Below are 23,574 nucleotides of genomic sequence, written 5' to 3' on the forward strand. Positions count from 1 at the left end.
TTTTATTTTCAGGTAAATTTAATATGGCAAGAATAGCCTGCCCACATTGTCATCAACCTATTTCGTTGGCGAAAGTGACAGCGAGCCGTGGCAATGGGTTTTCAGCGCAAATACAATGCTACCATTGTCGAGCATGGTTAGGCCGTCATGTGATATTAACTGTACTGAAAGTATTGGGATTTTATGCAGCAGTTATAGCGGGTTTCGTTGGGTATTTTGTCGATGGTGTTGCTAATATCGTTACCCCTATTATCATGATTTCACTGATTCTTACAGGGGTAACGCATTTAATGGATCATCTCATTGTGATTGATGCGCCAGATGATGACGCAACAATAGAAGATTAATCTACAACTTGAACTTGATTTTCTAATGCTGCTTCAACGTAATAAATACCGCCAAGCACAACGACACCAATAATGACCATAGTTAATATAATACCGATGTTATCTTTGAGTAAATTCATCATAGTTAAATCCTCTGTCTTGGCTGACTTTGCAGCAATATATGACTAATATTTTAGCTTTGACAGCTTAAGCTAATCTTAAATAGCTTAACGAGGATTTGTATAAGTTGCTATGTTAAGTCACAAAAATTTAGAAAAAGTGATTTGTAACATTCTTCTGGTTGCTTTTTTTTCAAATTTTTTTAAGATAGTCGCGATTTTTGTTAAACAGAGAACACTTCTTTGCCTCATTCAATGCGAACAAGACAATTAATAGCGATCTGGCTGTCAGCCATGCTCGTGTTATTGTCGTTTGCGGCTTCTGCACATAATTCTGTGCATTTGCATGATGGAGCAAGTACACAATGTACGCTTTGTTTTCATCAACACCAATTGCAAAAAACGCTTCCAAGCACGGATGTCAATATTGCCGTAGTTCGTCAAACTTTCGAACTGGCTATTGAATCCATTGTTGCTTCATATTTTGCCCATCAAACGGTTTACCATAGCCGAGCACCACCCGTTTTCTCCTAGTTCTATACATACCCAACAAATTTTTACGGATAAATTATTTTTCGACTATTCAAGATGATGGTCGACTACTTGTTGTATTTTGGAGAAAAAATGTCTTACTCAAACAAACGTCTTTCATTGGTTGCAGCTGCTTGTGCCTTGGTTTCTACTCATGCTTTTGCTGAAGATTCTAGCCTAACAAATCCTAATATAAGTGCCGTTTTAGATGGTTTTTATCAAACAGGCGATCGTGGCTTAGGTGGCCGCAGTGAAGGGTTTGGTTTAGGCGAAACAGAGCTTGCTATCAGTGCCAACATCGATGACATGTTCTACGGTAAAGTGACTGCCATTTTAGAGTCTCATGACGGTGAAACTGAAATTGAACTAGAAGAAGCCTTCATTCAAACCATGGGATTACCGGGTGGTCTAGGGATTCGTGCTGGTCGCTTTTTATCTGATATCGGTTACTTAAATAACCAACATTTACACACAGATGCATTCGTTGATCGTCCAGGTGCTTATCGTGCATTTATGGGCGGCCATTATTTTGATGATGGTGTTCGTTTAACGTATGTAGCACCAACTGATCTATATTGGACAATGGGTGTTGAAGCATTCAAAGGTGACAAAATGCGCGCCGAAGATGAGCATGGCGAGCGCGATTTCGATACGGTAGGGGTTTATTCAGCCTTCACTAAATTTGGTGGTGATATTGGCTTATCAAGTTCATGGCAGGTGGGCTTAAGCTATTTACGTAACTCAAATGGTCAAGGTGTTGTAGAAGGGGAAGATGAGCACGAACATGATGTGATTGCTGATGACGATCATGATCATGAAGGTCACACTCATAGTGCATCTTACACGGGCGAAAACACTTATATCGCCGACTTTGTCTACAAATGGGCTCCAAACGGCAACTATAAGTATCAACACTTAACAGTGAGCGGTGAGTACTTCCGTGTGAATGATATCTTCTCATTTGAAGAGGTACATGATCATGAAGAGCATGATGATCACGGTGAAGAAAGTCATAACGATTACCATGAAGGTTGGTACTTAAGCAGTGTTTACCAGTTCTCTCCTAACTGGTCAGCGGGTTTACGTTACGGTGAGGTTGATACATTCGAAGCTCATGGCGATCATTTAGATGCGCAAAAGCTAAAAGAAACCGAGCTTAGTTTAGCGTGGCATCACAGTCACTTCTCGACAGTACGTCTACAATATACTAATCAGAAGGGTACCAACTTTGATGGTTTTGAAGACGATAATATCGTAACCCTACAGTATGTCATGACATTAGGAGCTCACGGTGCGCATCAATTCTAAAACGCTAATCGCCATAGGTGCTTTATTTAGTCCCTTTTTGGCGGGTTCAGCAAACGCACAATTGAATGTGTTTGCTTGTGAGCCTGAATATGCAGCCTTAAGCCAAGAGCTAGCACCTGATGCGAAAGTGTATTCGGCGACGAGTGCTTTACAAGACCCGCATCAAGTACAAGCTAGACCAAGCCTAATTGCCAAAATGCGTCAAGCAGACTTAGTGGTTTGTGCTGGTGCTGACCTTGAAATAGGTTGGCTACCTATGCTGCAAATGAAAGCATCGAACAATAAGGTGCGTTCAACAGATAATGGTTTGTTTTATGCGGCTGAACATATTGAGACGCTAGATCAACTTGAGAATGTTGACCGCTCAATGGGAGATGTTCACGCCAAAGGTAACCCACATTTGCATTTTGACCCTAGCAGGTTGCTACAGGTAGCAGATGCCTTATCTGCCAAAATGACGCAGCTTGATCCTGACTCGGCGACGAGTTACCAAGCAAACCTTGCTGCATTTAGTGAAAAGTGGCAAAAAGCGATTCCTCAGTGGGAAGAAAAAGCAGCAGGGCTTAAAGGTAAGAAAGTGATTGCTTACCATTCAAGCTTTCGTTACTTGTTCAACTGGCTAGGAATGGAGCAAGTTGCTGATTTAGAGCCAAAGCCAGGGATCCCACCTAGCAGTAGTCATCTTGCTAAGCTGGTTAGTCGCAGCCAAGAAGGCGATGTCATGGCTATATTGTTCACTTCGTATCAGGATGATCGTGGTGCCAATTGGCTAGGAGAAAGAACGGATTTACCAGTGATAATGTTGCCTATGTCTGTTGGTGGTAATGATGATAGCAAGGATTTATTTAGCCTCTATGATAGCGTGATTTCGTTACTCACAGAGGTGCAATAGCCTATGCTTGATCTCGAGCTGCTACCAATACTCCTCCCCGCATTTGTTGCGGGGATATTGGTGCTGTCTACGCATGTGGTCTTAGGTCGTCAGGTACTAAAACGTGGCATCATCTTTATTGATTTAGCCATTGCACAAGTGGCGGCTTTAGGTGCCATTGTGTCGCATATGGATCATAGATTAGAAGAGCTGCCTTTTTCTCATGTATGGATGCCTGCTTTATTTGCGTTAGCGGGAGCGGGTTTTATTGCCTGGCTTTCAAAACGTTTTGCTGATGAGCTTGAAGCTATTATTGGTTGTTTTTATGTGTTGAGTGCTGTGGCCGCGATGTTGTTATTGTCTAACGATCCTCATGGCGCAGAGCTCTTAAAACAATTAATGTCAGGGCAAATATTATGGGTTAACTGGTCGCAACTCGTATTACCAGGTGTGGTGTCTGCTGCGATATTGTTACTGGTGGTCATTAGGCCACAAGTACTTGATGGTGCAGGGTTCTACTTCTTATTTGCGATAGTGATTACCTTGTCGGTTGAATTAGTTGGCGTTTACTTAGTCTTTAGTACGCTAATTTTGCCCGCCTTAGCACTGAATAAATACCATGGTAAAGGGCAACTTGTGCTGACGTATGTGGTTGGATTTGTTGGCTACTTAGCAGGGCTTATACTCTCTGCCAGTTATGATTTGCCTAGTGGTGCCGCAATAGTGGCAGCCTTAGCGTTCAGTGCTATTACTATGCGTGTTTTATTGTCTTTTAATCAAACTAGCAATGTCTGATTAAAAGCGGTTTTTGAAGCGTATAAGACTAGCGATTGAAGTCACTAAGTACAGAATTAATGGTGCGTTAATGTTAACGCACCATTCTTTTATCTGGGCTAGTGTATAATTATTTTAGCTTACAAATGTAAACTGAAATTAAACAAACCATTGAGTCCAGCTACTGTGCTGGCTATACTGTCGCCACTTTCTTCGCAGGAGTCTGCTTGTGCTGTTAATTGCTCGTTCAATTATTCTTGCAGTGTTATTAACACTGGCGTTTTTTTTCGCAATAATCCTTTGTCTTGTTAGACCTATGCATCGTGACAATGTACATGTTATTGCACGTATTTTTGCTTCAGTTGCTCCTATTTTAGGTATCAAGGTGATCACGCGTCACGCAGCAGAAGAAAACCCTAAAGAGCCTAAAATCTATTTAGCTAATCATCAAAATAACTTTGATTTATTTACCCACACTTCTGCTGTGCCTAAAGCAACGGTGAGTTTAGGTAAGAAAAGTTTGGCTTGGATGCCGCTATTTGGACAAATTTACTGGTTATCAGGCAATATTCTTATTGACCGTAAGAACCGTCATAGTGCATTTGATACTATGGCTAAAACGGTCGAGAAAATGAAAAACAAATTATTATCTGTATGGATTTTCCCTGAGGGAACACGTTCTCGTGGACGTGGCTTGTTACCTTTTAAGGTTGGGGCTTTTCATACAGCTATCGCAGCGAAAGCTTCAATCGTACCGGTCCTTGCCTCTTGTCAAAATCACATTAAATTAAATCGTTGGAACAATGGTGTGGTGATTGTTGAGATGATGGCTCCTATGTCGACTGCAGGTGTTGATAAAGCGGATGTGAAAAAGCTATGTGCTAAGGTACATGAAGCAATGTCGGCTCGATTGGCTGAATTAAATCAAGAAGCATCTGCATTAATGGCTAAACCTCAATAGGTTTATCAAGTATAATTGACCATTAGCCGCATAATTTTTGTTAACGGAGTTACTCCATGTCTATTGAAGGTCTACTAAAAGAGCAGTTTGCTGAGAACCGTGAAATCATTCAAGCATTACTTGATGATGGCTCGCAGGCTGATGCTGAATACACGATTGAGCATCACTTTTCTTCGACTAATTTTGATCGTTTAGAAAAAGCGGCTGTTGATGCATTTAAGCTTGGCTTTGAAGTTAATGATGCTGAAGAAATGCAACTTGAAGATGGTTCGTTAATTTTCTGCTTTGACGCGATTGCAAATCATGCTTTAGAGGCTGACTTACTGGATAAAGCATGTGAGCAGCTTATGATTTTAGCTCAAAAGCAAAAAGTAGATTATGACGGTTGGGGCACATTCTTTATTGGTGATGAAGACGAACTTGATGAAGAGTACGACGAAGAATAACGACGACTATCTTCATCGTTGATTAAATATAAATCGCTGATTAAATATAAATCGCTGATTAAATATAAAAAACCACTCATTTGAGTGGTTTTTTATTGTCGGCTAGTTATCTAAAGAATGGTTTTATCATTGCTTGTCAATCATTAGCGATACAATTAATCGCTAGCGAGGTGCTAAGACTCTTCTTTAAACACCGATGTTTGGTTACGGCCATTCTCTTTAGATTGGTATAAAGCTTTATCCGCACCAGCAAGCCAGCTAGCACTGTTTTTTGTTTGTTCTGATAACGCGTTTACCCCAATACTAATGGTGACTTTAATAATTTGGTTTTTATACACCACTTGTGATGCTTCAACTTTTTTACGTAATCGCTCCGTAAAGTACTTAGACTCATCAGCATTAGTATTAGTGAGGACAACGGCAAACTCTTCTCCGCCATAACGGCCTGCAAAGTCTGTTTCACGCAAAGACTGTTTAAGTATATGGGCAATACTCTGAATCACTTTATCGCCCGCAGGGTGGCCGTATTTATCATTGATTTGTTTAAAGTTATCAATGTCTATCATGATCATGCTGCCACTTTCACCGTAGCGCGCATAGCGTTCATACTCTTTTTCAAAACAAGCTTGCCAATGACGACGGTTAAATAACTGGGTTAAACTGTCAGTCTGACTCAGTTTCTCCAACTGTTCGTTAGCAGATTTAAGCTGTAATTTGTTTATAGCGACATCGGTAACATCATAAATAATAATACTGATGTGAGTAATATTCCCTGTGAGTGATGCCAGAGGCAGCAAGGTGATATTTTGGTACATATGATCAGCCCGGCCTGTAATTGGACGGTAGTTTTTAAACTCGAACACATATGGACGCTGTTCCCAGCTGATAAACGAACGATTCTTTAGTAGGAAAACCGATTCCATTTTTTGGGTTAACCACTCTTTTGGCAGGTCGCTAAATGTATCAAAAAGGTTTTTACCTTTGATGCCATTTGGCGAGACTCCACTGTGGTTTTCCATGAAACCATTCCAAAGTTGGATATTGTAATTACGATCTAATACGACTAGCCCAACTTCTATGGTTTGCACCATATCAATGAGCCAGTGAAGTTCGTTCATTGCATTTTGATCAGTAGACATGAGTAACATCCAACATTGTTATTATTTTAATGACTAGCGAATATAAATCGCTAAAATCATGATTAATCAAGTAAATAGCCCAACTTAAAATTAAGTGTTGGGATGGAGTCTTCGGTGAAAAGCAACAGCAAATCGCATTGAACATTATGATCTTCAATTTGATAGTTGATTTCCATTGCTAGGGTGCGTTGCCATTTTTCCGAATTATCATGAATCAATTCATTGACTGTGCAATGTCTGCCCAATACGACTGGATGTCCTTGGCTAAATTTCATATCCAGTTGTTCTGAGATGCCATTGAGAAATGCGCCGATCAGAACATTGCCAGTATCGATTAATACTTCGACTTCATTGGCTGCATCTTGAGGATCTTTATGGCCCATGAGTTTGGCCATATCGGTAAAACTAGAATCATGGAATAACAATAACGCTTCACCAGCCACACCTGCGCCAATAAATCCTTGGCAGAGAGCTGAAATTTTTGAGCTTTCTTCTGTAGCTTTAAGCGCCATAGTGAGCTCACTGACTTCGAGAACATTCACATTTGGAATTGGCAGCATCACGAACACATCCAATAACGTGGCCAGTAGATCCGCAGCTCGGCCCATTGCGACGTTAGCAATCTCTTGGCAGGCATCACGTAAATCAACCTCAAACATCGGCGTGTCATCAGCAGCATCTTTAAGTGCTAAGGTCAAAATGCCGTACTCTTCAAGGATATTACTGATGGCATCAGCACTGACCGGTTTTTGGATGAAATCCAAAGCACCCAATGCTTTGACTCGCTCATGAGCTTTGATTTGGATATCGCCAGATACCACGATGACGAGGGCGGGTAAGTCCTCTCGCTGAATCGCTTCTAATACCTCGTAACCATCCATGACTGGCATATTGAGATCGAGAAAGACAATTTCCCCTTTCCCAGCACGGATAACCTCAAGACCTTCCGCTCCATTAGTGGCATAGCTGATTTCAACATCCCATTCTTTTGGGAGTGTGCGCGCCATTTGCTTTCTAGCTAATCCTGAATCATCGCATATCAAAATAGGAATAGTCATAGAGACAGAGGATCCTTTTACAGGGTTATTATTATTTAAGTGTAGTCGTTGCAAAAAAAGACAGTTTTCATCTCTTTAATTCCTGCAGTTCAACATGGTGATATTGCGTTGCAGTGTCTTTCTACAATGTATTAAACAATATTTTACAACTTATTGTTGAGTATTAGCATTAAAAATCGACAGAATTTTGGCGTTTATCATAAAAATGTATCATTTATGGCATTCTAAAGGCTCTATGGCGTAACGTTTGTGTACTAACGGGTGTATTTGGAGGTGGATGTAAAAATTGTTGCTTTGCTCACCTTGGTTAACTATTCGCCAAATTGCTGGTTTATGATAACTTAAGATCTGGACTGACCAGTAAAGGATGAATCATGGAGAGTAAACTCGTTACGCTAAAGATAGACAATGGCATTGCCTATGTAACGTTAAATCGGCCTGAAAAATACAATGCATTGAATATTGAGTTGTTTCAAGCAATCGATAAAACCATCAAAAAACTACATAAAAACACTGCTGTTAGGGCGGTTATTCTGTCCGGAGCTGGCGGGAATTTCAGTTCTGGTTTGGACGTTAAAAGTGTTTCAAAATCAATGATGCCCGCATTAAAACTTCTTTTTAAGTGGTTGCCAGGTAATGCAAATTTAGCTCAGCGAGTTTCTTTAGGTTGGCAGCAGCTTCCTATTCCTGTGATATGTGTCATTGAAGGGTTTTGCTATGGCGGTGGCGTGCAAATCGCATTAGGTGCAGATTTTCGATTTGCCAGTAAAAACGCTCAGCTTTCAATCATGGAATCTAAGTGGGGCTTATTACCTGATATGGCTGGACTTGCTGGGTTAAGGCAAATCATGACTAAAGACAAGGCCATGCAATTGACCTATACCGCAGATATTATCACTGCTGACAAAGCGCTTGAATTTGGTTTAGTCACAGAGGTGCATGATAACCCGCTAGAGATGGCGACACGTTATGCAGAAAAGCTAATGCAGCGTTCGCCAGATACTAATGCGGCTATTAAGCTGAGTATCAATAAGAACTGGTCGGGGACGTTACGCAGTTTATTGAGCCGAGAGTCTTTGAGTCAGGTTCGATTACTTTTAGGTAAGAATCGTTTGATTGCCAGTCATCGTGAAATTAAGCAGTCAGGTAAACCCTATCAAGATAGGCAGTCGGGTTGGTAAATCCCAAGTTTCATACTGTGTACGAGATTAAGTCGATTATTTACTTCACTATCATAGAGTAACAATTCTCAAATGATGAGTGCCGACGGAGCTAAAAGCTTGCTATTATCAGCGCCAAAATTGATTGTGCAACTTGAGATTGTCTTATGCGTGAAACGTTTGAAAAATTGTTATGGAGCAGCCGATTATCAGTGATGGTTGGCGTGCTTGCTTGTGTTGTCGGGGCGCTGGTTATCTTTACTGTAGGGATCAAAGATGTGGTGCATTTATTGGCACTACTTTGGAGTTACATCGTTTCTGGCAGCCACGAAATAAGAAATGACATTATTATGGTCGTGGTTGAGATTTTAGATACTTTCTTACTCGGCGCTGTCATGCTTATTTTTGCTTTTGGTCTGTATGAATTGTTTATCAGTGATTTAAAAAATGCCGATGACACCAAAAGCGGTGGCCGCATTTTAGTGATTAGCAGCATTGATTCGCTCAAAAGTAAGCTAGGTAAAGTGATTTTGATGATGCTTATCATCAAGGTGTTTTCTTATTTTACTGAAATGAAGCCTCAGTCGATGCTCGACTTGCTCTACATGGGAATTATTGTGGTGTTAGTCGCACTGTCTTTGATGCTGAGTAAAGATAAAAAAGACTAACCTCGCCAAGTGTTAGATTGCTGGTTATTGGTCAATAGTTATTGAAACTGTCAGTAACCAGCAATTTTTCTCGCAAAGCCTTCAATATGATCTAACGCTTCATCCCAGCCACCTTGATGGCTCAAATCTAATTGTAATAAATACTGTCGATATAAATTTGCTGATTTAACTAAATTACTATTTTTACGCTCTATGCTTTGCGCTAATGCGGCCTTATGTCCGTTAGCCGATTGCAAGTCCAATACGGGAATGTCTAACCCTGCTAGTTGCTTGGCAATACTCAAGCCTCGGTTTTGTTCATCAATCAATTGTTCAAATTCGCGATAAGGATTAATGATAACGAGCAAGTCAGGTTTAGTTAATTTATCTTGATGAAGTAGATTAACGACCATACCCGCACTATCATCTGCTGCGATAATAATCCGTTTCCCAGGGTATTGCGCAGCCACTCCTTCTATCTGAGCAATAGATTCTTCAATCACTTTTTGTTGGAAATTATTGAGCTCTAATAACTGACTGGAGGTGTACTTAGGCGTCATTTGATGCGCATCAAGCGTTAGCTGCTTTTCACCTGCCTTGTTAATTTGATCTGCATCAGTTGCAAAATTAGGACGATATAAGCCTTCGGTTGGCTTGATGCTAATCGTTGCCCAGCCTGAGAGTGGTAATTGCAAGCGCATATAACGGCTGCTTTCCAGTCCTGTAGCGTCTGATTCAGTTGGTCCAAGAATGATAGCGCTGCCACGCTGTTTTCTGCCTTGCCAAGGCTTAACTATGACATCAATGGGTTTATCTTGAACAATGATTTGCTGCTTTTGCTCGTCACTGACGGGGGCGAATAATGACTCGGCAAAGGTATTCGTGCCAATGCTTAAGGTGAGGATGAAGGTAAATAAGATCTGCTTGATGAGTGTCATTGCCGCTTTCTTACAGGTTGGATGAAAATCGCCTACAAAAAAGCCCTGAAGTTCAGGGCTTTTGCTTCATCTATGCAGTGTATTATACGTGACTGACTAATACCATTCTAATTGCGTCTAGCTGGAATTGGCTGTCGTCAATATAGCTGTTTAACTCAGCCATTTGATTACGGATATAATCGAGTTCAGAATCGCGAATATTTGGATTCACCGCTTTTAAAGACTCTAAACGGGTGAGCTCGCCATTTAATTGTGTGGTCATTTTTTCACGAGCTTGCTCAACCAAGTTGGCTAATGCTGCCTGTGCTTGCTCTTCCCCTTTTGCTAATAGCGGATGAAGAATAGGCTGAGATGCATTAACGAGCTTGCTGGCAATATGGCGATTAACTGCACTGAGTTGTTTATCAAAGCTGCTGTAGTCGACTTTTTCTGCCAAGTTTTGACCATTTTTGTCCAGTAACACACGTATAGGTGTTGGTGGCATATAGCGGTATAGCTGCGATGATTTAGGGGCTGAAACATCTGCCATATAAATCAATTCTAAGAACAGGGTTCCCGCTGGTAGCGCTTTATTCTTTAACACCGCAACACTGGTAGTGCCGGTTTCTGAATCGGTGATCATATCAAGAGCCGTTTGCACTAATGGATGCTCTTGAGAAATAAACGCAATATCGTCACGAGAAAGTGCGGTTTCACGGTCAAATGTCACTGAAATTCCATCTTCAGGTAACCCAGGATATGACGGGAATAACATGTGCTCACTCGGGCGCAATACAATCGAGTTTTCGCCACGATCTTCTTGATCGACACCAATAATGTCCCATAAACGAATTACAGAACCAATTAAGTGAGTATCAGCATCTCGCTCGGCTAAACGCTCCACTAACTGTTTTGATTGTTCGCCACCATGAGAGTTAATTTCTAATAACTTATCACGTCCTTTTTCCATGGCTTGTTTAAGCTCTTGGTATCTGGCTTGGGTGTGGTTAAGCAGTTGCGTCATTAATTCAGGGTCATCATCATTGAGCACTGCTGTTAATTCATCGGCAAACTCTGAATAAAGAATATGCCCACTTGGGCAAGTCAGCTCAAAAGAATTAAGCCCTTGGTGGTACCAATTCATTAAGCGCTCTTGCGCGGTATCTTGCAAATACGGTAAATGAATTTGGATATCATTTTGCTGGCCGATACGGTCTAAACGACCGATACGCTGCTCCAATAAATCTGGGTTTAGTGGCAAATCAAATAACACTAAGTGGCTAGCAAATTGGAAGTTACGTCCTTCTGAGCCAATTTCTGAACAAATAAGCGCTTGGGCGCCGCCTTCTTCTTGGGCAAAATACGCACCCGCTTTATCACGTTCAATAATCGACATGCCTTCATGGAAAACAGTGGCCTGAATACCTTCACGAGTACGTAATGCTTCCTCAAGGCTCAGCGCCGTTTCTGCTTGGCTGGCAATGATGAGTACTTTTTTGCTGCGGTGTTCTTTAAGGAAATCAATTAACCAGTCAACACGAGGATCGAACTTCCACCAACTTGCACTATCAGTTTCAAATGCTTGATAAAGTTTCTCAGGGCTTAATGATTGCTTAGCTTGATCTTGTGGTGATTTTTTCGATCCCATCATTGCATTAACACGTTCAGCAGTAATGTATTCCTGCGGCATGGCTAATGGTTGCGGATTGAAAAAGCGTTTCGGAAACCCGCTGACTGAAGCACGGCTATTGCGGTATAAAATACGGCCAGTACCATGTCGGTCGAGTAATTCTTGTAATAACTCTTCTCGAGCAGATTGTTTAGTATCATCTTCAATATCATCTGCTTGGATAATATTGATGCTTGGCATGATATCTTTTTCACTCAAAAGCTCAGTTAAGCTATTAATGGCGCTATCGGCCAGTTTAGTGTTGGCGGTCAGTGCTTCAGCAGCTTCAGCAACACTTTGATAGCTTTTCTCTTCTTCTAGAAATGCGTTGTAGTCGTAGAAACGATCAGGATCGAGTAAACGTAAACGTGCAAAATGACTTTGGTGGCCAAGTTGATCTGGGGTGGCAGTAAGTAGCAGTACGCCTGGCACTTCTTCACTTAAGGCTTCAACGATTTGATAAGCACGGCTTGGGGCTGTTTCGCTCCACTCCAGATGATGTGCCTCATCAACCACCATTAAATCCCAATCGGCATCAATGGCTTGTTCTAAACGACGTTTTTTACGAAGTAACTCAAGTGAGCATATGACTAATTGCTCAGTGTAAAATGGATTGTCATTATCCGCATAAGCTTCAACACAGCGGTCTTCATCAAAGATTGAAAACTTTAAGTTAAAGCGGCGTAGCATTTCGACCAACCACTGATGGCGTAATGTGTCAGGCACAATCACTAATATACGCTCAGCACGGCCAGTAAGTAGCTGCTGGTGAATAATCAAACCTGCTTCAATGGTTTTACCTAAACCCACTTCATCGGCCAGTAAAACACGTGGAGCATAGCGGCGGCCAACTTCATGAGCAATCCATTGTTGGTGTGGAATTAAGCCTACCCGTGGTCCTTGTTGCCCCAATAAATCTGATGTTGCTAACTTATGGCGCAGTAACTGACTTTGGTAACGCATACCAAAGCGGTCTAAGCGATCAATTTGCCCTGCAAATAAACGGTCTTGAGGTTTATTAAAACGGATATTGTGATTGAGTAAAGTCTCACGTAAACGTACCGTTTCTTCAGATTCACTGTGGATACCGATATAGGTAACTAGCCCATCTTTTTCTTCGACTTCGCTGACAGTGAGTTTCCAGCCTTCGTGGCTTTCAATTGAGTCACCTGGATTAAAGATTACACGTGTTAATGGTGCTTCATCGCGTGAAAAAAGACGGTTCTCATCGGCGGCAGGAAATAACACTGTTACCATGCGACCTTCAACGGCGACGACAGTACCTAAACCAAGCTCTGACTCGGTATCACTAATCCAACGTTGACCTAAAGCAAACGGCATTTTTGACTCTCATTTGGGGCTGATTAAAACAAAGGGCGCGTATGTTATAACAAACGCTAGTAGATTTAAATTCTAGCAGCGATTTAAATATTCATGATCGGCAATTTTATGTAATCAAGGCTAACTTTGACACAGTTCTGTCATCTCAATGTCATCTTCTTTCTCGTAAACTGACACAGTGAACATCTGATTAACTATTGAGCGTCGATAAATTTACTGGCATAGTTTAATTGTGCAATTTACGAAATTGTTCACCTATAATTATATGTAAGTTTATTTATTTCAGGAGTTTATATTGGATTAATCCCTTAGTTTACCCTTTGCATTGAGCACTCTGGAGGCGCCATGGAACATGACAACAGAAAGTTGTTTGTACTGGATACCAATGTGTTACTTCATGAACCTTTAGCGATATATTCGTTTAAGGAACATGACGTAACAATCCCAATGACAGTGTTAGAAGAGTTAGATAATATTAAGGACAGAAAGCACGATATCAGCCGCGATGCCCGGGTTGCTATTAGAGCGTTAGAAGATATCCTCGGAGGGAAAACCTCTCCAGAACAAATACTCAATGGTGTCGCTCTACCCAGTAGGGAAGGACACTCTGATGTATCCGGCAGTTTATCCATTTTCCCTGACCATCAAATCGATTTCACCACAGGGGCGTTACCTGGCGACAATAACGATAACCGCATCATTAATACCGCACTGCATTTACAAAACCTCAATCAAGCTCGCCAAGTTGTGTTGGTTACAAAAGATATCAATATGCGCCTTAAAGCCAAAGGGGCGGGGATTGAACGGGTTGAAGATTATCGAACTGACCAGCTGATTGACGATATTCGCTTTTTGGCAAAAGGTTTTTATCAGTTTGACGGTGACTTTTGGGCGAACGTGGAAAAAGTATCAACTGACCGAGTGGGTGGAAAAACCTTGCATCAAGTGAGCCTTGATGAGGTGGGTAATGAACCTTTTTACAAAAATCAGTACTTAATTGATCAAGAAACTGAGTTTTGTGGCAAGGTCGAAAGCCGAACTGATACTCATTTATCGATAATCGATTATGGCCGAGATCGACTTGAGCATCTGCAAGCATGGGGCATTAAGCCAAAGAACATTTATCAAGGCATGGCGCTTAATGCTTTATTAGATCCTGAGATTGATTTAGTGATTCTCACCGGTCCAGCAGGTTGTGGTAAAACCTTAATTGCTATGGCAGCAGCGCTTGAGCTTGTGGTAGAGAAAAAGCAATACGAAAAAGTCATTGTCACTCGAAACACGCCTGAGATAGCTGAATCTATTGGTTTTTTACCTGGCACCGAAGAAGAGAAAATGGCGCCATGGTTAGCGGCAATTACAGATACTTTGGAAGTGCTGCATAAAAATGATGTTAACCCAACTGGGAGCATGAATTACATCATGGAAAAAGCGAATGTGCAGTTTAAGTCAGTCAATTTTATGCGTGGGCGCTCAATTCAAAACTCAGTAGTCTTATTGGATGAATGCCAAAATCTAACGGCATCACAAATTAAAACCATGATCACCCGTATGGGAGAAGGCACTAAGTTGATTTGCTGCGGTAACTTAGCGCAGATTGACTCAACTTATCTGACCGCAGTCACGTCAGGGCTAACCTATATTGTGGAACGCTTTAAGGATTTTGATGGCAGTGCCAACATCTATTTAAATGGTGTCGTGCGCTCAAGGTTAGCTGAATTTGCCGAGGAGCATTTATAGCTAATTGGCTTGATGAAGCATAATTAGGTCTGTTGCAAAAGCTACTGCAAAGTGGCTTTTTTATTGCGCCGATATTGAGCGATAACAATATTGAAAATTCCTTGTCTATTTGACTAAATGACCATGAATCTATGATGATAATTTGCTATGTTTTAGAGGCAGTTAATAAACACGATAAAATGACACAATTTATAACGATTGATGCAGGTTATTTATGTGATAAAGCATACCTTCCTGATAATATGCATCAATGAGCCATCATAGCGTTTCTCCTTATGTCTTTTATTAATCGACGCTATGAGTAAACAAAGGGATTTCAATGAAATCGACAGAGCCAGAATTACACTTAAAAGCACTGATTCAAAGAAAATATAACCGAGCCGTTTTTTATACATATATCGGTGTAATTGTGATGGCATTATTGTCGGCTTGGACGTTATTTGAACGCCAAAAAACACAATTGATCAAAGAACGTGAAGAGCAAGTTCTTCGCCATGTGTTGCAGATTGATTTATTACTCGAGTCGAGTATCCGTGCGGTTAAAAGCTTACGTAACGTGGCTGTCGATAATTTACGCTTGGGGGAGCTAGTTCGAAAAGACCGTTTACCTCAGTATGAAAAGTTCAATGAAGATGGTCAGTTTTTTACCTTAGAACCCAGTTATGCTCAAAGTGGTGAACCTTTTACCAATATGGGACGGATCACTGGTATGGGGTCGTTAGATGGTCGAAGTGACACCTTTTATCAGGAATTAGAAATGCTGTTTGAGCTGTCATTATCTTTTCCTGTAGCGAAAGAAGCAGCGCCGAAAGCCTCATCTATTTATTACATTTCAAAGCAAAGGATCATGTCATCGTTTCCATGGTCTAACAACGAAACTCGCTTTAGAGAAGAGCTACTCAATAAAAAGCAATTCCAGTTGGCGACGCCAGCAATGAATCCACAGCGAAGTGTATTTTGGCGTGAAGCCTATGTAGACCTTGCTGAACGTGGTCTATTAACCACACTTGGTCTACCAGTGTATTTAGAAGATGACTTTATTGGCTCGATTAACTTGGATATGACCCTTGCGTCTTTAGCCAAGCAAATGCGCATGTATTTTAAGATGCCTGGGACAGTGATTTTATTAGACCAATACAACAATATTTTGTCTCACAGTGACTTTGAAGCTAGCGATATGAATCGGGTTTATCATATTAGCCAACGTATTCCTTCAGAGCTGCATTCCTTACCTGAGTCAGAACTGTTTGACGCACATGATGGTATCTTGCGAAACGGCTATTACATTCACTCAGTGGCATTACAAAACCCACCTTGGCGTTTACTGTACCTACAAGATGAAGATGTATTGTTCCAAGATGCGTGGGATAAGTTAAAGCTGACTTTCTTGCTAGTGGTTTTGGCTTTATCTGTGTTGGTGACGATTGTGCATTGGCAAACTCGCCGTTCATTCGTCAATCCAGCATCCCGCTTATTAACTCACTTAGAAGAGTGCTCACGCGATCCGATTTCACCGCCAAAGAAAATCACTGAAGGTTGGGAACCTTGGTTCTTACTCGTAAGCCGTATTTTTGAAGAGAACAAGCAATATACCCGTCATTTGGCAGAGCAAAATAAACGATTGGATAACTTAGTGGCACGACGGACTCAACGTTTGCGTGATACTACAGAGCGACGTGAACGAGAGTTTGCATTATTACGCTCTTTGATTGACTCCATTCCTGAGGCAATCGTTTATAAAGATAAAGAAGGTAAATATTTAGGCTGTAATAAATCTGCTGAGTATATGCTGGGCTGTAAAGAAAGCGAGATGATAGGGCAATACTCTTTAGCCAGCACCCATGAACAAGGGGAGCGTATCAGAGAGGAAGACCAAAAAGTCTTGAGTGATCGCTCACTGTTACGTTACCAAGAGAAAATGGACATTGGCGGGAAAACCGTCTTGCTCGATACCTTAAAACTGCCGTTTTATAACCGCCGTGGTGAGTTACTGGGGTTGATTTCTGTGTGGCGTGATGTCACTCGTGAATATGAATCTGCCGAGCAGTTACGTCTTTCTGAAGAACGTTATCATTTAGCGATGGATGCGGTAGAAGATGGTCTGTGGGATTGGTACTTAGATTCTGAACAATTGATTTGTAATCCAGCGTTTTATTCTATGCTAGGTTATAAACCTAATGAATTCCCTGCACTTATTTCATCAACCGATGCACTTATTCATCCTGATGATCGTATGCGAGTTGAAGAGTACCGAAGTGGCTATGCTAAGCAGCCAATTGGCACTTACGAAATTGAATATCGTATGCGGGCTAAATCGGGTGAATACCATTGGGTATTATCACGTGGTCGAGCGGTTGAGTTTGCCGATGACGGCCAATCCAAACGTATGCTCGGTACTCATAAAGATATTACGCGTCAAAAAAGTAATGAAGTTGCCTTGCTAGAAGCTAAGCAAGATGCTGAATTAGCCAATATGTATAAGAGTGAATTCTTGGCCAACATGAGTCACGAAATTCGCACACCGATGAATGCAATTATTGGTATGTTGCAGCTTGCACAGCGCACTCAATTGAATCCGCAGCAACAGGATTATCTTAATAAGGCAGGTTTCTCTGCTCAGTCTTTATTGCGCATTATTAATGATATTTTGGACTTCTCTAAAATTGAGGCGGGTAAGCTAGAACTCGAAAGAGTGTCGTTTCCGTTAGATAAAGTGCTTGATCATGTCATTGATATGAACGCTCAAAAAGCGCAAGAAAAAGGCGTTGAGCTGTTACTTTATGCACCAGTCACTGCAGGACTTATCCTCAATGGTGACCCATTACGTTTAGGCCAAGTTTTGGTGAACTTATTATCCAATGCGGTTAAGTTCACTCAAAATGGTGAAATTGAATTAGGTTGCGAAGATGTGGGTGAGCGAGACCACCGTATAACACTTAAATTCTGGGTGCGTGATACTGGTATTGGGATTAGCCAAGAGCAACAAGCTAAATTGTTTGATGCTTTCTCGCAAGCTGATGGTTCAACCACCCGTAAATATGGCGGCACAGGCTTAGGCTTATCGATCAGTAAACACCTTGTGTCCTTGATGGGCGGTACCATGCAAGTGGAATCAGAGACTAATCAGGGCAGTACCTTTAGTTTTAATATTAGCTTTGAAATCGCTGAAGAGAATGTCGTTGAACCGCTCGTTGTCCCAGAACAACTGAATAACCTAACAACCTTAGTAGTGGATGATAACCCTAGCGCTTTACAGATATATTCAACAGTAATGCGTGACTTTAGCTTTGGTGTCAAAACAGCACAAAGTGGCGCAGAGGCATTAGAAGTATTAGCTCACAGTGACGTCGATTTATTGCTACTTGACTGGATGATGCCAGAAATGGATGGCGCAGATGTTATCGATATTATTGATGAAATGGTTGCTGATGGACGCCTTAAAAAACGTCCGGTGATTATTCTAATGACCGCCTATTCAGCAGAGCCACTTGAGGCTGAGTTTGATGAAAGCCGTGTATTTGCTATTTTGCAAAAGCCGTTTAAAGCGTCAGCCTTATTCGATGAGATTATTGGCGCATTTGCTGCCGAACCTAAATTGAATGTGGCGCCTGTCGTTGAAGAAGATCCAGAGCAAACCAAAGATGCTGGTTTAGTCTTATTAGTTGAAGATAATTTTATTAACCAGCAGGTTGCGACTGAGCTATTAAAAAGTGCAGGTTATGAAGTCGTGATGGCCGATAATGGTCAAATTGCGTTAGATATTATCGACAGTAAACCTTTTGATGCCGTATTAATGGATATTCAAATGCCTGTAATGGATGGATTAACTGCGGCGAAAGAGCTGAGAAAACGCTTTAGCACCGAGCAGCTTCCTATTATTGCGATGACGGCTCATGCAATGTCAGGTGATAGAGAGAAGAGTCTGCAAGCGGGTATGAACGCTCATATTACTAAACCAATTGTGCTTAATGAGTTGTTTGATACCTTAGAACATTGGATTGATTATAAAAATAAACATAGCGCCTCGTAAGGTTAACGGCTCAAGACGAGCCGTTAAATTTGGCTGACTGACACAATGGAGAATGTTAAATGAACCGCCACAGCATTGCACTTGCATTGGCATTAAGTGCCATCCCCGTTATCGCATATGCGGCAACACCTGCCCAAACTGTGATTAAGCAAAGTGAAAAAGCGACCGGATTTATTAATTTCTATTATCAAAGTCAGTCTGGTGAATTGTATTTAGAGGCCAATAAACTTAACCAGCCATTTTTACTCATCACAAGCTTGCCACATGGTGTGGGTTCTAATGACATTGGCTTAGACCGTGGTCAACTTGGCGAAACTCGTATGGTTCAGTTTGAGCGTCAAGGCCCGTACATTTTATTAAAGCAATTAAATACTTTTTATAGAGCAAGCAGTGATAACCCTGCTGAGCAATTAGCGGTAAAAGAAGCCTTTGCAGAATCTGTATTATGGCGGGGTAAAGTGGTCGAAGGTAAAACGCCACTTGTGGCCGTTAATCAATTAGTGCTAAACGATCTTCATGGTGTGGGCCAGCGGTTAGCTGACACCAAACAAGGTAGCTATAATCTTGATAGTTCACGTTCTGTCATTTTACCTGAAGGGGTGAAGTCCTTCGAAAAAAATGCTGATGTTGATGTGTTACTGACTTTTAATAGTAGCAAGCCAGGCGAGCAAGTGAGACAAGTTACGCCTGATGGCAAGTTTGTATCAGTTAGGATGCGCTATTCGTTTGTAGCATTACCAGAGCCGGGCTATCAGCCTCGAGCTTATGAGCCGATGAGTGGTTACCTTTCGGGTGAATATTATGATTACTCAGCCCCAATAGACTCACCTGTCAGTAAACAATATCTACTGAGACATCGTTTAGAAAAGGTCACGCCTGGTATTGAACCAAGTGAAGTGATTAAACCAATAACCTATTATCTTGACCCTGGTGTACCAGAACCTATCCGCACTGCATTATTGGATGGTGCTCGTTGGTGGGAGGATGCATTCACTGCTGCTGGATTTATTGATGGCTTCAAAGTGGAAATGTTACCAGAGGATGCAGATCCTCAAGATATTCGCTATAACATGATCCAATGGGTGCATAGAGCAACAAGAGGCTGGTCTTATGGTGCATCCATTAAAGATCCTCGCACAGGTGAAATTATCAAAGGTCATGTGACCTTAGGTAGTTTGCGAGTAAAACAAGATCATTTAATTGCCAGAGGATTAACCGCAGGCTGGGAAGATAGAAATGCAGCTAAACAAGCATCGATGAACCTAGCATTGGCACGTATTCGCCAGTTATCAGCTCATGAGATTGGCCATACCATCGGGCTTGACCATAACTTTGCAGCTTCTACGAACGATAATGCCTCTGTCATGGATTACCCTCATCCGAAGGCGACGTTAAATGGCGACAAAATTGATATCTCAGCGCCTTATTCAGAAGGAATAGGGGAGTGGGATAAGTTTACCATTGCCTACGGTTACGGCAATGAAGCGAATTTAACAGAGTTGGTTCGCCAAGCGAGAACACAAGGTCTACGTTATATTGGAGAAGCTGATTCCCGTTCACCGGCTTCAAGCCATGCCTATGCGAGCTTATGGGACAATGGTGCATCTGCAGCAGATGAGCTTACTCGTTTAGAGCAAGTTCGTAGAGTGGCTATTGAGCAATTTAATGCTCAAGCACTGCTTAGCGAGCAACCTTTAGGTGAGCTAAGTGACGTGTTTGTGCCAGTATACTTTATGACTCGATACCAAATTGATGCCGCTGCTAAATGGATTGGCGGCAGTGATTATAGTTATCAACAGCAAGGCTCTGCTGAGCGATGGCATTATTTGTCGCCTAAATTACAACGCAGTGCATTAGATGCTTTATTGAATGTTATCTCAGCCCAAAGTTTGTCTGTACCTTCTGAGATTACCGATATCTTGGTGCCTAAAGCGGGTAACTATCGTAAGACTCGTGAAAGTTTCGATTCTGCTTTAGGCGTGCTGACTGATCCGATAGGTATGGCAGAAGTCTTAAGTCGACAAATTGCTAACCGTTTATTGGCTCCAGAGCGTTTAAATAGGGTTAATCAAGGGTTTATGACTGACTCAGAGCAATTATCAGTGGTGAACCTAGTCGATAAATTATTAGCGAAAACGGTATATCAAGATCTGCAGCGTGGCCAGTTATTAGCGGTGCAAATGCGCGTTAATACTGTCGTGTTAGACGAAATTCTTGCTAGCTATCACCATGAAAAAACGGCCCCTGAGGTTAAAGCGCAATTGCTTGCAAGGCTGCAATATGTTGAAAAACAGTTGAAACGTCGTAGTAACCGAGCAAGTAATTATCAAGCTGCTCATTTTGACTGGCTTCTACAAGGAGTGGCTAAAGGCATCGCTTCAAACGAGTTTAGGTTTATTGAATCACCGCTTAACATGCCGCCAGGTTCACCTATTTAACATGCGAACGACCAAAAAGCCCAACGAACATCGTTGGGCTTTTTAATTTTGCTAAGGTGCTTTATGGCGTCTCATTTTGAGCTGGGCTTAACGCTGCTTGTTTAGGGTTTTTAGGATAAAAGTGGTCACTTTTACGATCGATATGTGAAAACTGACGAGTATTTTTATAAGGCAGTTTCATAAATCCTGATACGCCATGGCCTTGTATCTTAGTGGCGTGATGTAAAATTCGATCTAAAGACGCCCTAAATGCAGCTTGCTTACGTGGGTTTAGTAAACGTAAATAGCTATGGATCTTTAAGTGATTGGGTAAGGCTTCAAAAATAATGCAGCCAGTATGATGAATTTGGTTGATCCAGCCCAATTCAGTCATGATTTCGGTTGGCAGTTCTAAGTTTTCTTCAGGGTCTTTACCGTCTTCAAAGTAGGAGTGTAACCGTGAGCGACCTTCTGAGGCAGGAACATCTCCCACTTCGAAGCTTAGCTGGGCATCATTCACCATTTGATAGGGTTCTGATGCATGTTGGCGTTCAAGGTGTAAGGTATCCTTTGCGTTAAAAAAGCAGGCTTTAAACACCCCTATTCGTTTAATTCCCCTCGCCAAAGTCACCATATTATTGACTGCTTTAATGAGCACATCTTTGGTTTCAGGATCATAAATCGCAAGGTTTGAATCAATATACACACCACTCTTTCGCCAATGAATAGCCAGCCCGCCAACAATGGGATATTGAGCTAATTTTCCAACGGCAGCGACAAACCCTTTTTCTGTATCGCCCATGCCAGCGAGGAAGTTACGGTAATATTTTTCAAGCTGCACATCGTCCATTTTAGCGATGGGATCTTGAGTGTTATGCTCTTTAAGGAATGACTTCCTTGAGCTGTAACTTACCGTCTCTACTTGTTTTTGTTTAGGTAATACCCACAACGGAATGTCTTCATGTACCGGGTGGGTGGTAATGTTTGGTAGATGCATACGATGGTTATGCCGCATACTTTTTAAAAAGTAGTCGCCCGCAAGGTTGCGTCGCTCAAGATCGTCACTCAACATGCCATCCAAAGTGCGGGCAAGTTCAATGGGTAAACCAAGGCTACTGGCAGGAATCACTTTGCTTCCAAAGCGGCTAATCTGCCCTGATGCCAACGCATAAAGCGTTGCGGCAACACCCTGTTCATCAAAGCGTGGGCTGGAAAGAGCACCATTTAGCTGCTCCTCTCCAATAAAGTACACATCGCCCATTCTGGCGTTCGTGTGCTGTTGGTCGTTGGACATCAAAGACATCACGTTATTTTCAACGGAATTATTGTTCTCATCACGCTGAGCAAAGACAGCAGAGCCCCAATCAATAAGCGATAAATGATCGTTTTTAATGTCATACACTAAATTAGACGGTTTAATGTCGCCGTGAACTAAGCATTTTCCGGTGCGAAGGTAATACAAGAGGTTGGCTAATTGACGGGCGATGCTGACAATCATCGCAACCGGTAACACCCCCATTCGGTGACATATTTTATCTAAATCTTCTCCTTGAGCACGCTCCATGACCATGATGCCTTGCTTACCGACTCGTTCAAACTTTATCGCATTAGGCACATTGGGATGCATGAGTTGACTGAGCATGAAGGCTTCTTCTTCAAGTCTATCCTGCACACTACGCGGAAGGGTAATTCGGGAGAACTTAAATACATGCGATTCACCAATATCGTTTGTACCAGCAAACACAAAACCATAAGCTCCTTTCCCGATAAATTCGATATCAGCATAACCAAGTTTACTTAACTGCTGATTACACAATCTTATCCAAGCACGGTGCTTTCGAGCATCTTCTGCTTTTAATAAATAAACCGATTGTTCTTCATTAATATAAAAGTGCTGTAGCTGAGGTGTTTGCAAACGCTGCTCCTATTATTACACCCATTGTTATTCATCGAGTGCTTGCTACATCAACGCATATTTCGAATTGTCAGGCAAGTCTTGTGCTTGCATTTAAGGTGTTTTTTGCAGAGCAAGTTCAATGCAGAAACCAGTTTGATTTCAAATAAAATGCGGTAAATGACAAGTTGTTCAGCAAAAACGAATGAAACTGCCTAGCTTAAAT

General features: G+C 41.7%; 18 protein-coding genes. 12 read left to right on the forward strand and 6 right to left on the reverse strand.

Annotated features, from left to right (window positions below; translation table 11 throughout):
• Positions 1-23: 23 nt before the first annotated feature.
• Positions 24-347, forward strand: a complete 324-nt coding sequence (locus AB4128_RS15625; RefSeq protein WP_055022707.1) for a hypothetical protein — start codon at positions 24-26, stop codon at positions 345-347.
• On the opposite strand, the gene AB4128_RS15630 is transcribed toward AB4128_RS15625, so the two are convergent.
• Positions 344-469, reverse strand: coding sequence for a hypothetical protein (locus tag AB4128_RS15630; RefSeq protein ID WP_259651232.1), 126 nt, complete (start codon positions 467-469; stop codon positions 344-346). The two genes, AB4128_RS15625 and AB4128_RS15630, sit on opposite strands and share 4 nt — an antisense overlap.
• A gap of 270 nt (positions 470-739) precedes the next feature.
• Between AB4128_RS15630 and AB4128_RS15635 the strand changes: the two genes are divergently transcribed.
• The 6 genes from AB4128_RS15635 (at position 740) to rraB (ending at position 5,336) form a co-directional block, all read left to right on the forward strand.
• Positions 740-979 carry an ABC-type zinc uptake system zinc chaperone gene (locus AB4128_RS15635; protein ID WP_372038226.1) on the forward strand — a complete coding sequence of 80 codons (240 nt, stop codon included), beginning with the start codon at positions 740-742 and terminating at the stop codon, positions 977-979.
• 90 nt (positions 980-1,069) lie between these two features.
• Positions 1,070-2,284 carry a hypothetical protein gene (locus AB4128_RS15640; RefSeq protein WP_372038228.1) on the forward strand — a complete coding sequence of 405 codons (1,215 nt, stop codon included), beginning with the start codon at positions 1,070-1,072 and terminating at the stop codon, positions 2,282-2,284.
• Entirely contained in the window at positions 2,268-3,176 is a 909-nt protein-coding gene (locus AB4128_RS15645; RefSeq protein ID WP_055022705.1) for a metal ABC transporter solute-binding protein, Zn/Mn family, read from the forward strand. The genes AB4128_RS15640 and AB4128_RS15645 overlap by 17 nt, the downstream gene beginning before the upstream one ends.
• Positions 3,177-3,179: 3 nt before the next feature.
• Positions 3,180-3,950 carry a metal ABC transporter permease gene (locus AB4128_RS15650; protein WP_055022704.1) on the forward strand — a complete coding sequence of 257 codons (771 nt, stop codon included), beginning with the start codon at positions 3,180-3,182 and terminating at the stop codon, positions 3,948-3,950.
• Positions 3,951-4,158: 208 nt separating this feature from the next.
• Positions 4,159-4,890 (forward strand): 1-acylglycerol-3-phosphate O-acyltransferase, encoded by a 732-nt coding sequence (locus AB4128_RS15655; RefSeq protein ID WP_055022703.1) that lies wholly within the window; start codon positions 4,159-4,161, stop codon positions 4,888-4,890.
• A 56-nt stretch (positions 4,891-4,946) separates the two neighbouring features.
• Positions 4,947-5,336 carry a ribonuclease E inhibitor RraB gene (rraB, locus tag AB4128_RS15660; protein ID WP_055022702.1) on the forward strand — a complete coding sequence of 130 codons (390 nt, stop codon included), beginning with the start codon at positions 4,947-4,949 and terminating at the stop codon, positions 5,334-5,336.
• Between the two features lie 173 nt (positions 5,337-5,509).
• Here the strand turns inward: rraB and AB4128_RS15665 are convergent, their stop codons facing one another.
• Positions 5,510-6,475 (reverse strand): sensor domain-containing diguanylate cyclase, encoded by a 966-nt coding sequence (locus AB4128_RS15665; RefSeq protein WP_055022701.1) that lies wholly within the window; start codon positions 6,473-6,475, stop codon positions 5,510-5,512.
• Positions 6,476-6,537: 62 nt separating this feature from the next.
• Positions 6,538-7,533, reverse strand: coding sequence for a response regulator (locus tag AB4128_RS15670; protein WP_055022700.1), 996 nt, complete (start codon positions 7,531-7,533; stop codon positions 6,538-6,540).
• Positions 7,534-7,907: 374 nt separating this feature from the next.
• Here AB4128_RS15670 and AB4128_RS15675 point away from each other — a divergent pair, with 374 nt between their 5' ends.
• Together AB4128_RS15675 and AB4128_RS15680 are read left to right on the forward strand one after the other, a co-directional pair.
• Positions 7,908-8,714, forward strand: a complete 807-nt coding sequence (locus AB4128_RS15675) for a crotonase/enoyl-CoA hydratase family protein (protein ID WP_372038230.1) — start codon at positions 7,908-7,910, stop codon at positions 8,712-8,714.
• A 146-nt stretch (positions 8,715-8,860) separates the two neighbouring features.
• The gene (locus AB4128_RS15680) at positions 8,861-9,361 is read left to right on the forward strand and encodes a YqhA family protein (RefSeq protein ID WP_055022698.1); all 501 of its coding nucleotides are present in this window, start codon (positions 8,861-8,863) and stop codon (positions 9,359-9,361) included.
• A gap of 50 nt (positions 9,362-9,411) precedes the next feature.
• Here the strand turns inward: AB4128_RS15680 and AB4128_RS15685 are convergent, their stop codons facing one another.
• Positions 9,412-10,278 carry a DUF3530 family protein gene (locus tag AB4128_RS15685; RefSeq protein ID WP_055022697.1) on the reverse strand — a complete coding sequence of 289 codons (867 nt, stop codon included), beginning with the start codon at positions 10,276-10,278 and terminating at the stop codon, positions 9,412-9,414.
• 82 nt (positions 10,279-10,360) lie between these two features.
• Positions 10,361-13,267 carry an RNA polymerase-associated protein RapA gene (gene rapA, locus AB4128_RS15690; protein ID WP_080914878.1) on the reverse strand — a complete coding sequence of 969 codons (2,907 nt, stop codon included), beginning with the start codon at positions 13,265-13,267 and terminating at the stop codon, positions 10,361-10,363.
• A gap of 345 nt (positions 13,268-13,612) precedes the next feature.
• Here rapA and AB4128_RS15695 point away from each other — a divergent pair, with 345 nt between their 5' ends.
• The 3 genes from AB4128_RS15695 to AB4128_RS15705 all read left to right on the forward strand — a co-directional run bounded on the left by AB4128_RS15695 (position 13,613) and on the right by AB4128_RS15705 (position 21,475).
• On the forward strand, positions 13,613-15,007 hold the full coding sequence (locus AB4128_RS15695; RefSeq protein WP_055022695.1) for a PhoH family protein: 1,395 nt from the start codon (positions 13,613-13,615) through the stop codon (positions 15,005-15,007).
• Positions 15,008-15,326: 319 nt separating this feature from the next.
• Positions 15,327-19,037: a response regulator gene (locus AB4128_RS15700; RefSeq protein WP_055022694.1), complete on the forward strand. Its 3,711-nt coding sequence runs from the start codon at positions 15,327-15,329 to the stop codon at positions 19,035-19,037.
• 59 nt (positions 19,038-19,096) lie between these two features.
• The gene (locus tag AB4128_RS15705; RefSeq protein WP_372038232.1) at positions 19,097-21,475 is read left to right on the forward strand and encodes a zinc-dependent metalloprotease; all 2,379 of its coding nucleotides are present in this window, start codon (positions 19,097-19,099) and stop codon (positions 21,473-21,475) included.
• Positions 21,476-21,536: 61 nt separating this feature from the next.
• Here the strand turns inward: AB4128_RS15705 and AB4128_RS15710 are convergent, their stop codons facing one another.
• Positions 21,537-23,369 (reverse strand): protein kinase domain-containing protein, encoded by a 1,833-nt coding sequence (locus AB4128_RS15710; RefSeq protein ID WP_372038233.1) that lies wholly within the window; start codon positions 23,367-23,369, stop codon positions 21,537-21,539.
• Between the last annotated feature and the right edge of the window lie 205 nt (positions 23,370-23,574).

Source organism: Shewanella sp. 10N.286.52.A9 (assembly GCF_041468985.1).
In the GTDB taxonomy this organism is placed as follows: Bacteria; Pseudomonadota; Gammaproteobacteria; order Enterobacterales; family Shewanellaceae; genus Shewanella; species Shewanella japonica.

What these genes read in the sequence shown, in the direction of transcription:
- AB4128_RS15625 (WP_055022707.1), top strand. Translation starts at nt 24, where the DNA reads ATGGCAAGAATAGCCTGCCCACATTGTCATCAACCTATTTCGTTGGCG.
- AB4128_RS15630 (WP_259651232.1), bottom strand. Translation starts at nt 469, where the DNA reads ATGATGAATTTACTCAAAGATAACATCGGTATTATATTAACTATGGTC.
- AB4128_RS15635 (WP_372038226.1), top strand. Translation starts at nt 740, where the DNA reads ATGCTCGTGTTATTGTCGTTTGCGGCTTCTGCACATAATTCTGTGCAT.
- AB4128_RS15640 (WP_372038228.1), top strand. Translation starts at nt 1,070, where the DNA reads ATGTCTTACTCAAACAAACGTCTTTCATTGGTTGCAGCTGCTTGTGCC.
- AB4128_RS15650 (WP_055022704.1), top strand. Translation starts at nt 3,180, where the DNA reads ATGCTTGATCTCGAGCTGCTACCAATACTCCTCCCCGCATTTGTTGCG.
- rraB (WP_055022702.1), top strand. Translation starts at nt 4,947, where the DNA reads ATGTCTATTGAAGGTCTACTAAAAGAGCAGTTTGCTGAGAACCGTGAA.
- AB4128_RS15665 (WP_055022701.1), bottom strand. Translation starts at nt 6,475, where the DNA reads ATGTCTACTGATCAAAATGCAATGAACGAACTTCACTGGCTCATTGAT.
- AB4128_RS15670 (WP_055022700.1), bottom strand. Translation starts at nt 7,533, where the DNA reads ATGACTATTCCTATTTTGATATGCGATGATTCAGGATTAGCTAGAAAG.
- AB4128_RS15675 (WP_372038230.1), top strand. Translation starts at nt 7,908, where the DNA reads ATGGAGAGTAAACTCGTTACGCTAAAGATAGACAATGGCATTGCCTAT.
- AB4128_RS15680 (WP_055022698.1), top strand. Translation starts at nt 8,861, where the DNA reads ATGCGTGAAACGTTTGAAAAATTGTTATGGAGCAGCCGATTATCAGTG.
- AB4128_RS15685 (WP_055022697.1), bottom strand. Translation starts at nt 10,278, where the DNA reads ATGACACTCATCAAGCAGATCTTATTTACCTTCATCCTCACCTTAAGC.
- rapA (WP_080914878.1), bottom strand. Translation starts at nt 13,267, where the DNA reads ATGCCGTTTGCTTTAGGTCAACGTTGGATTAGTGATACCGAGTCAGAG.
- AB4128_RS15695 (WP_055022695.1), top strand. Translation starts at nt 13,613, where the DNA reads ATGGAACATGACAACAGAAAGTTGTTTGTACTGGATACCAATGTGTTA.
- AB4128_RS15700 (WP_055022694.1), top strand. Translation starts at nt 15,327, where the DNA reads ATGAAATCGACAGAGCCAGAATTACACTTAAAAGCACTGATTCAAAGA.
- AB4128_RS15705 (WP_372038232.1), top strand. Translation starts at nt 19,097, where the DNA reads ATGAACCGCCACAGCATTGCACTTGCATTGGCATTAAGTGCCATCCCC.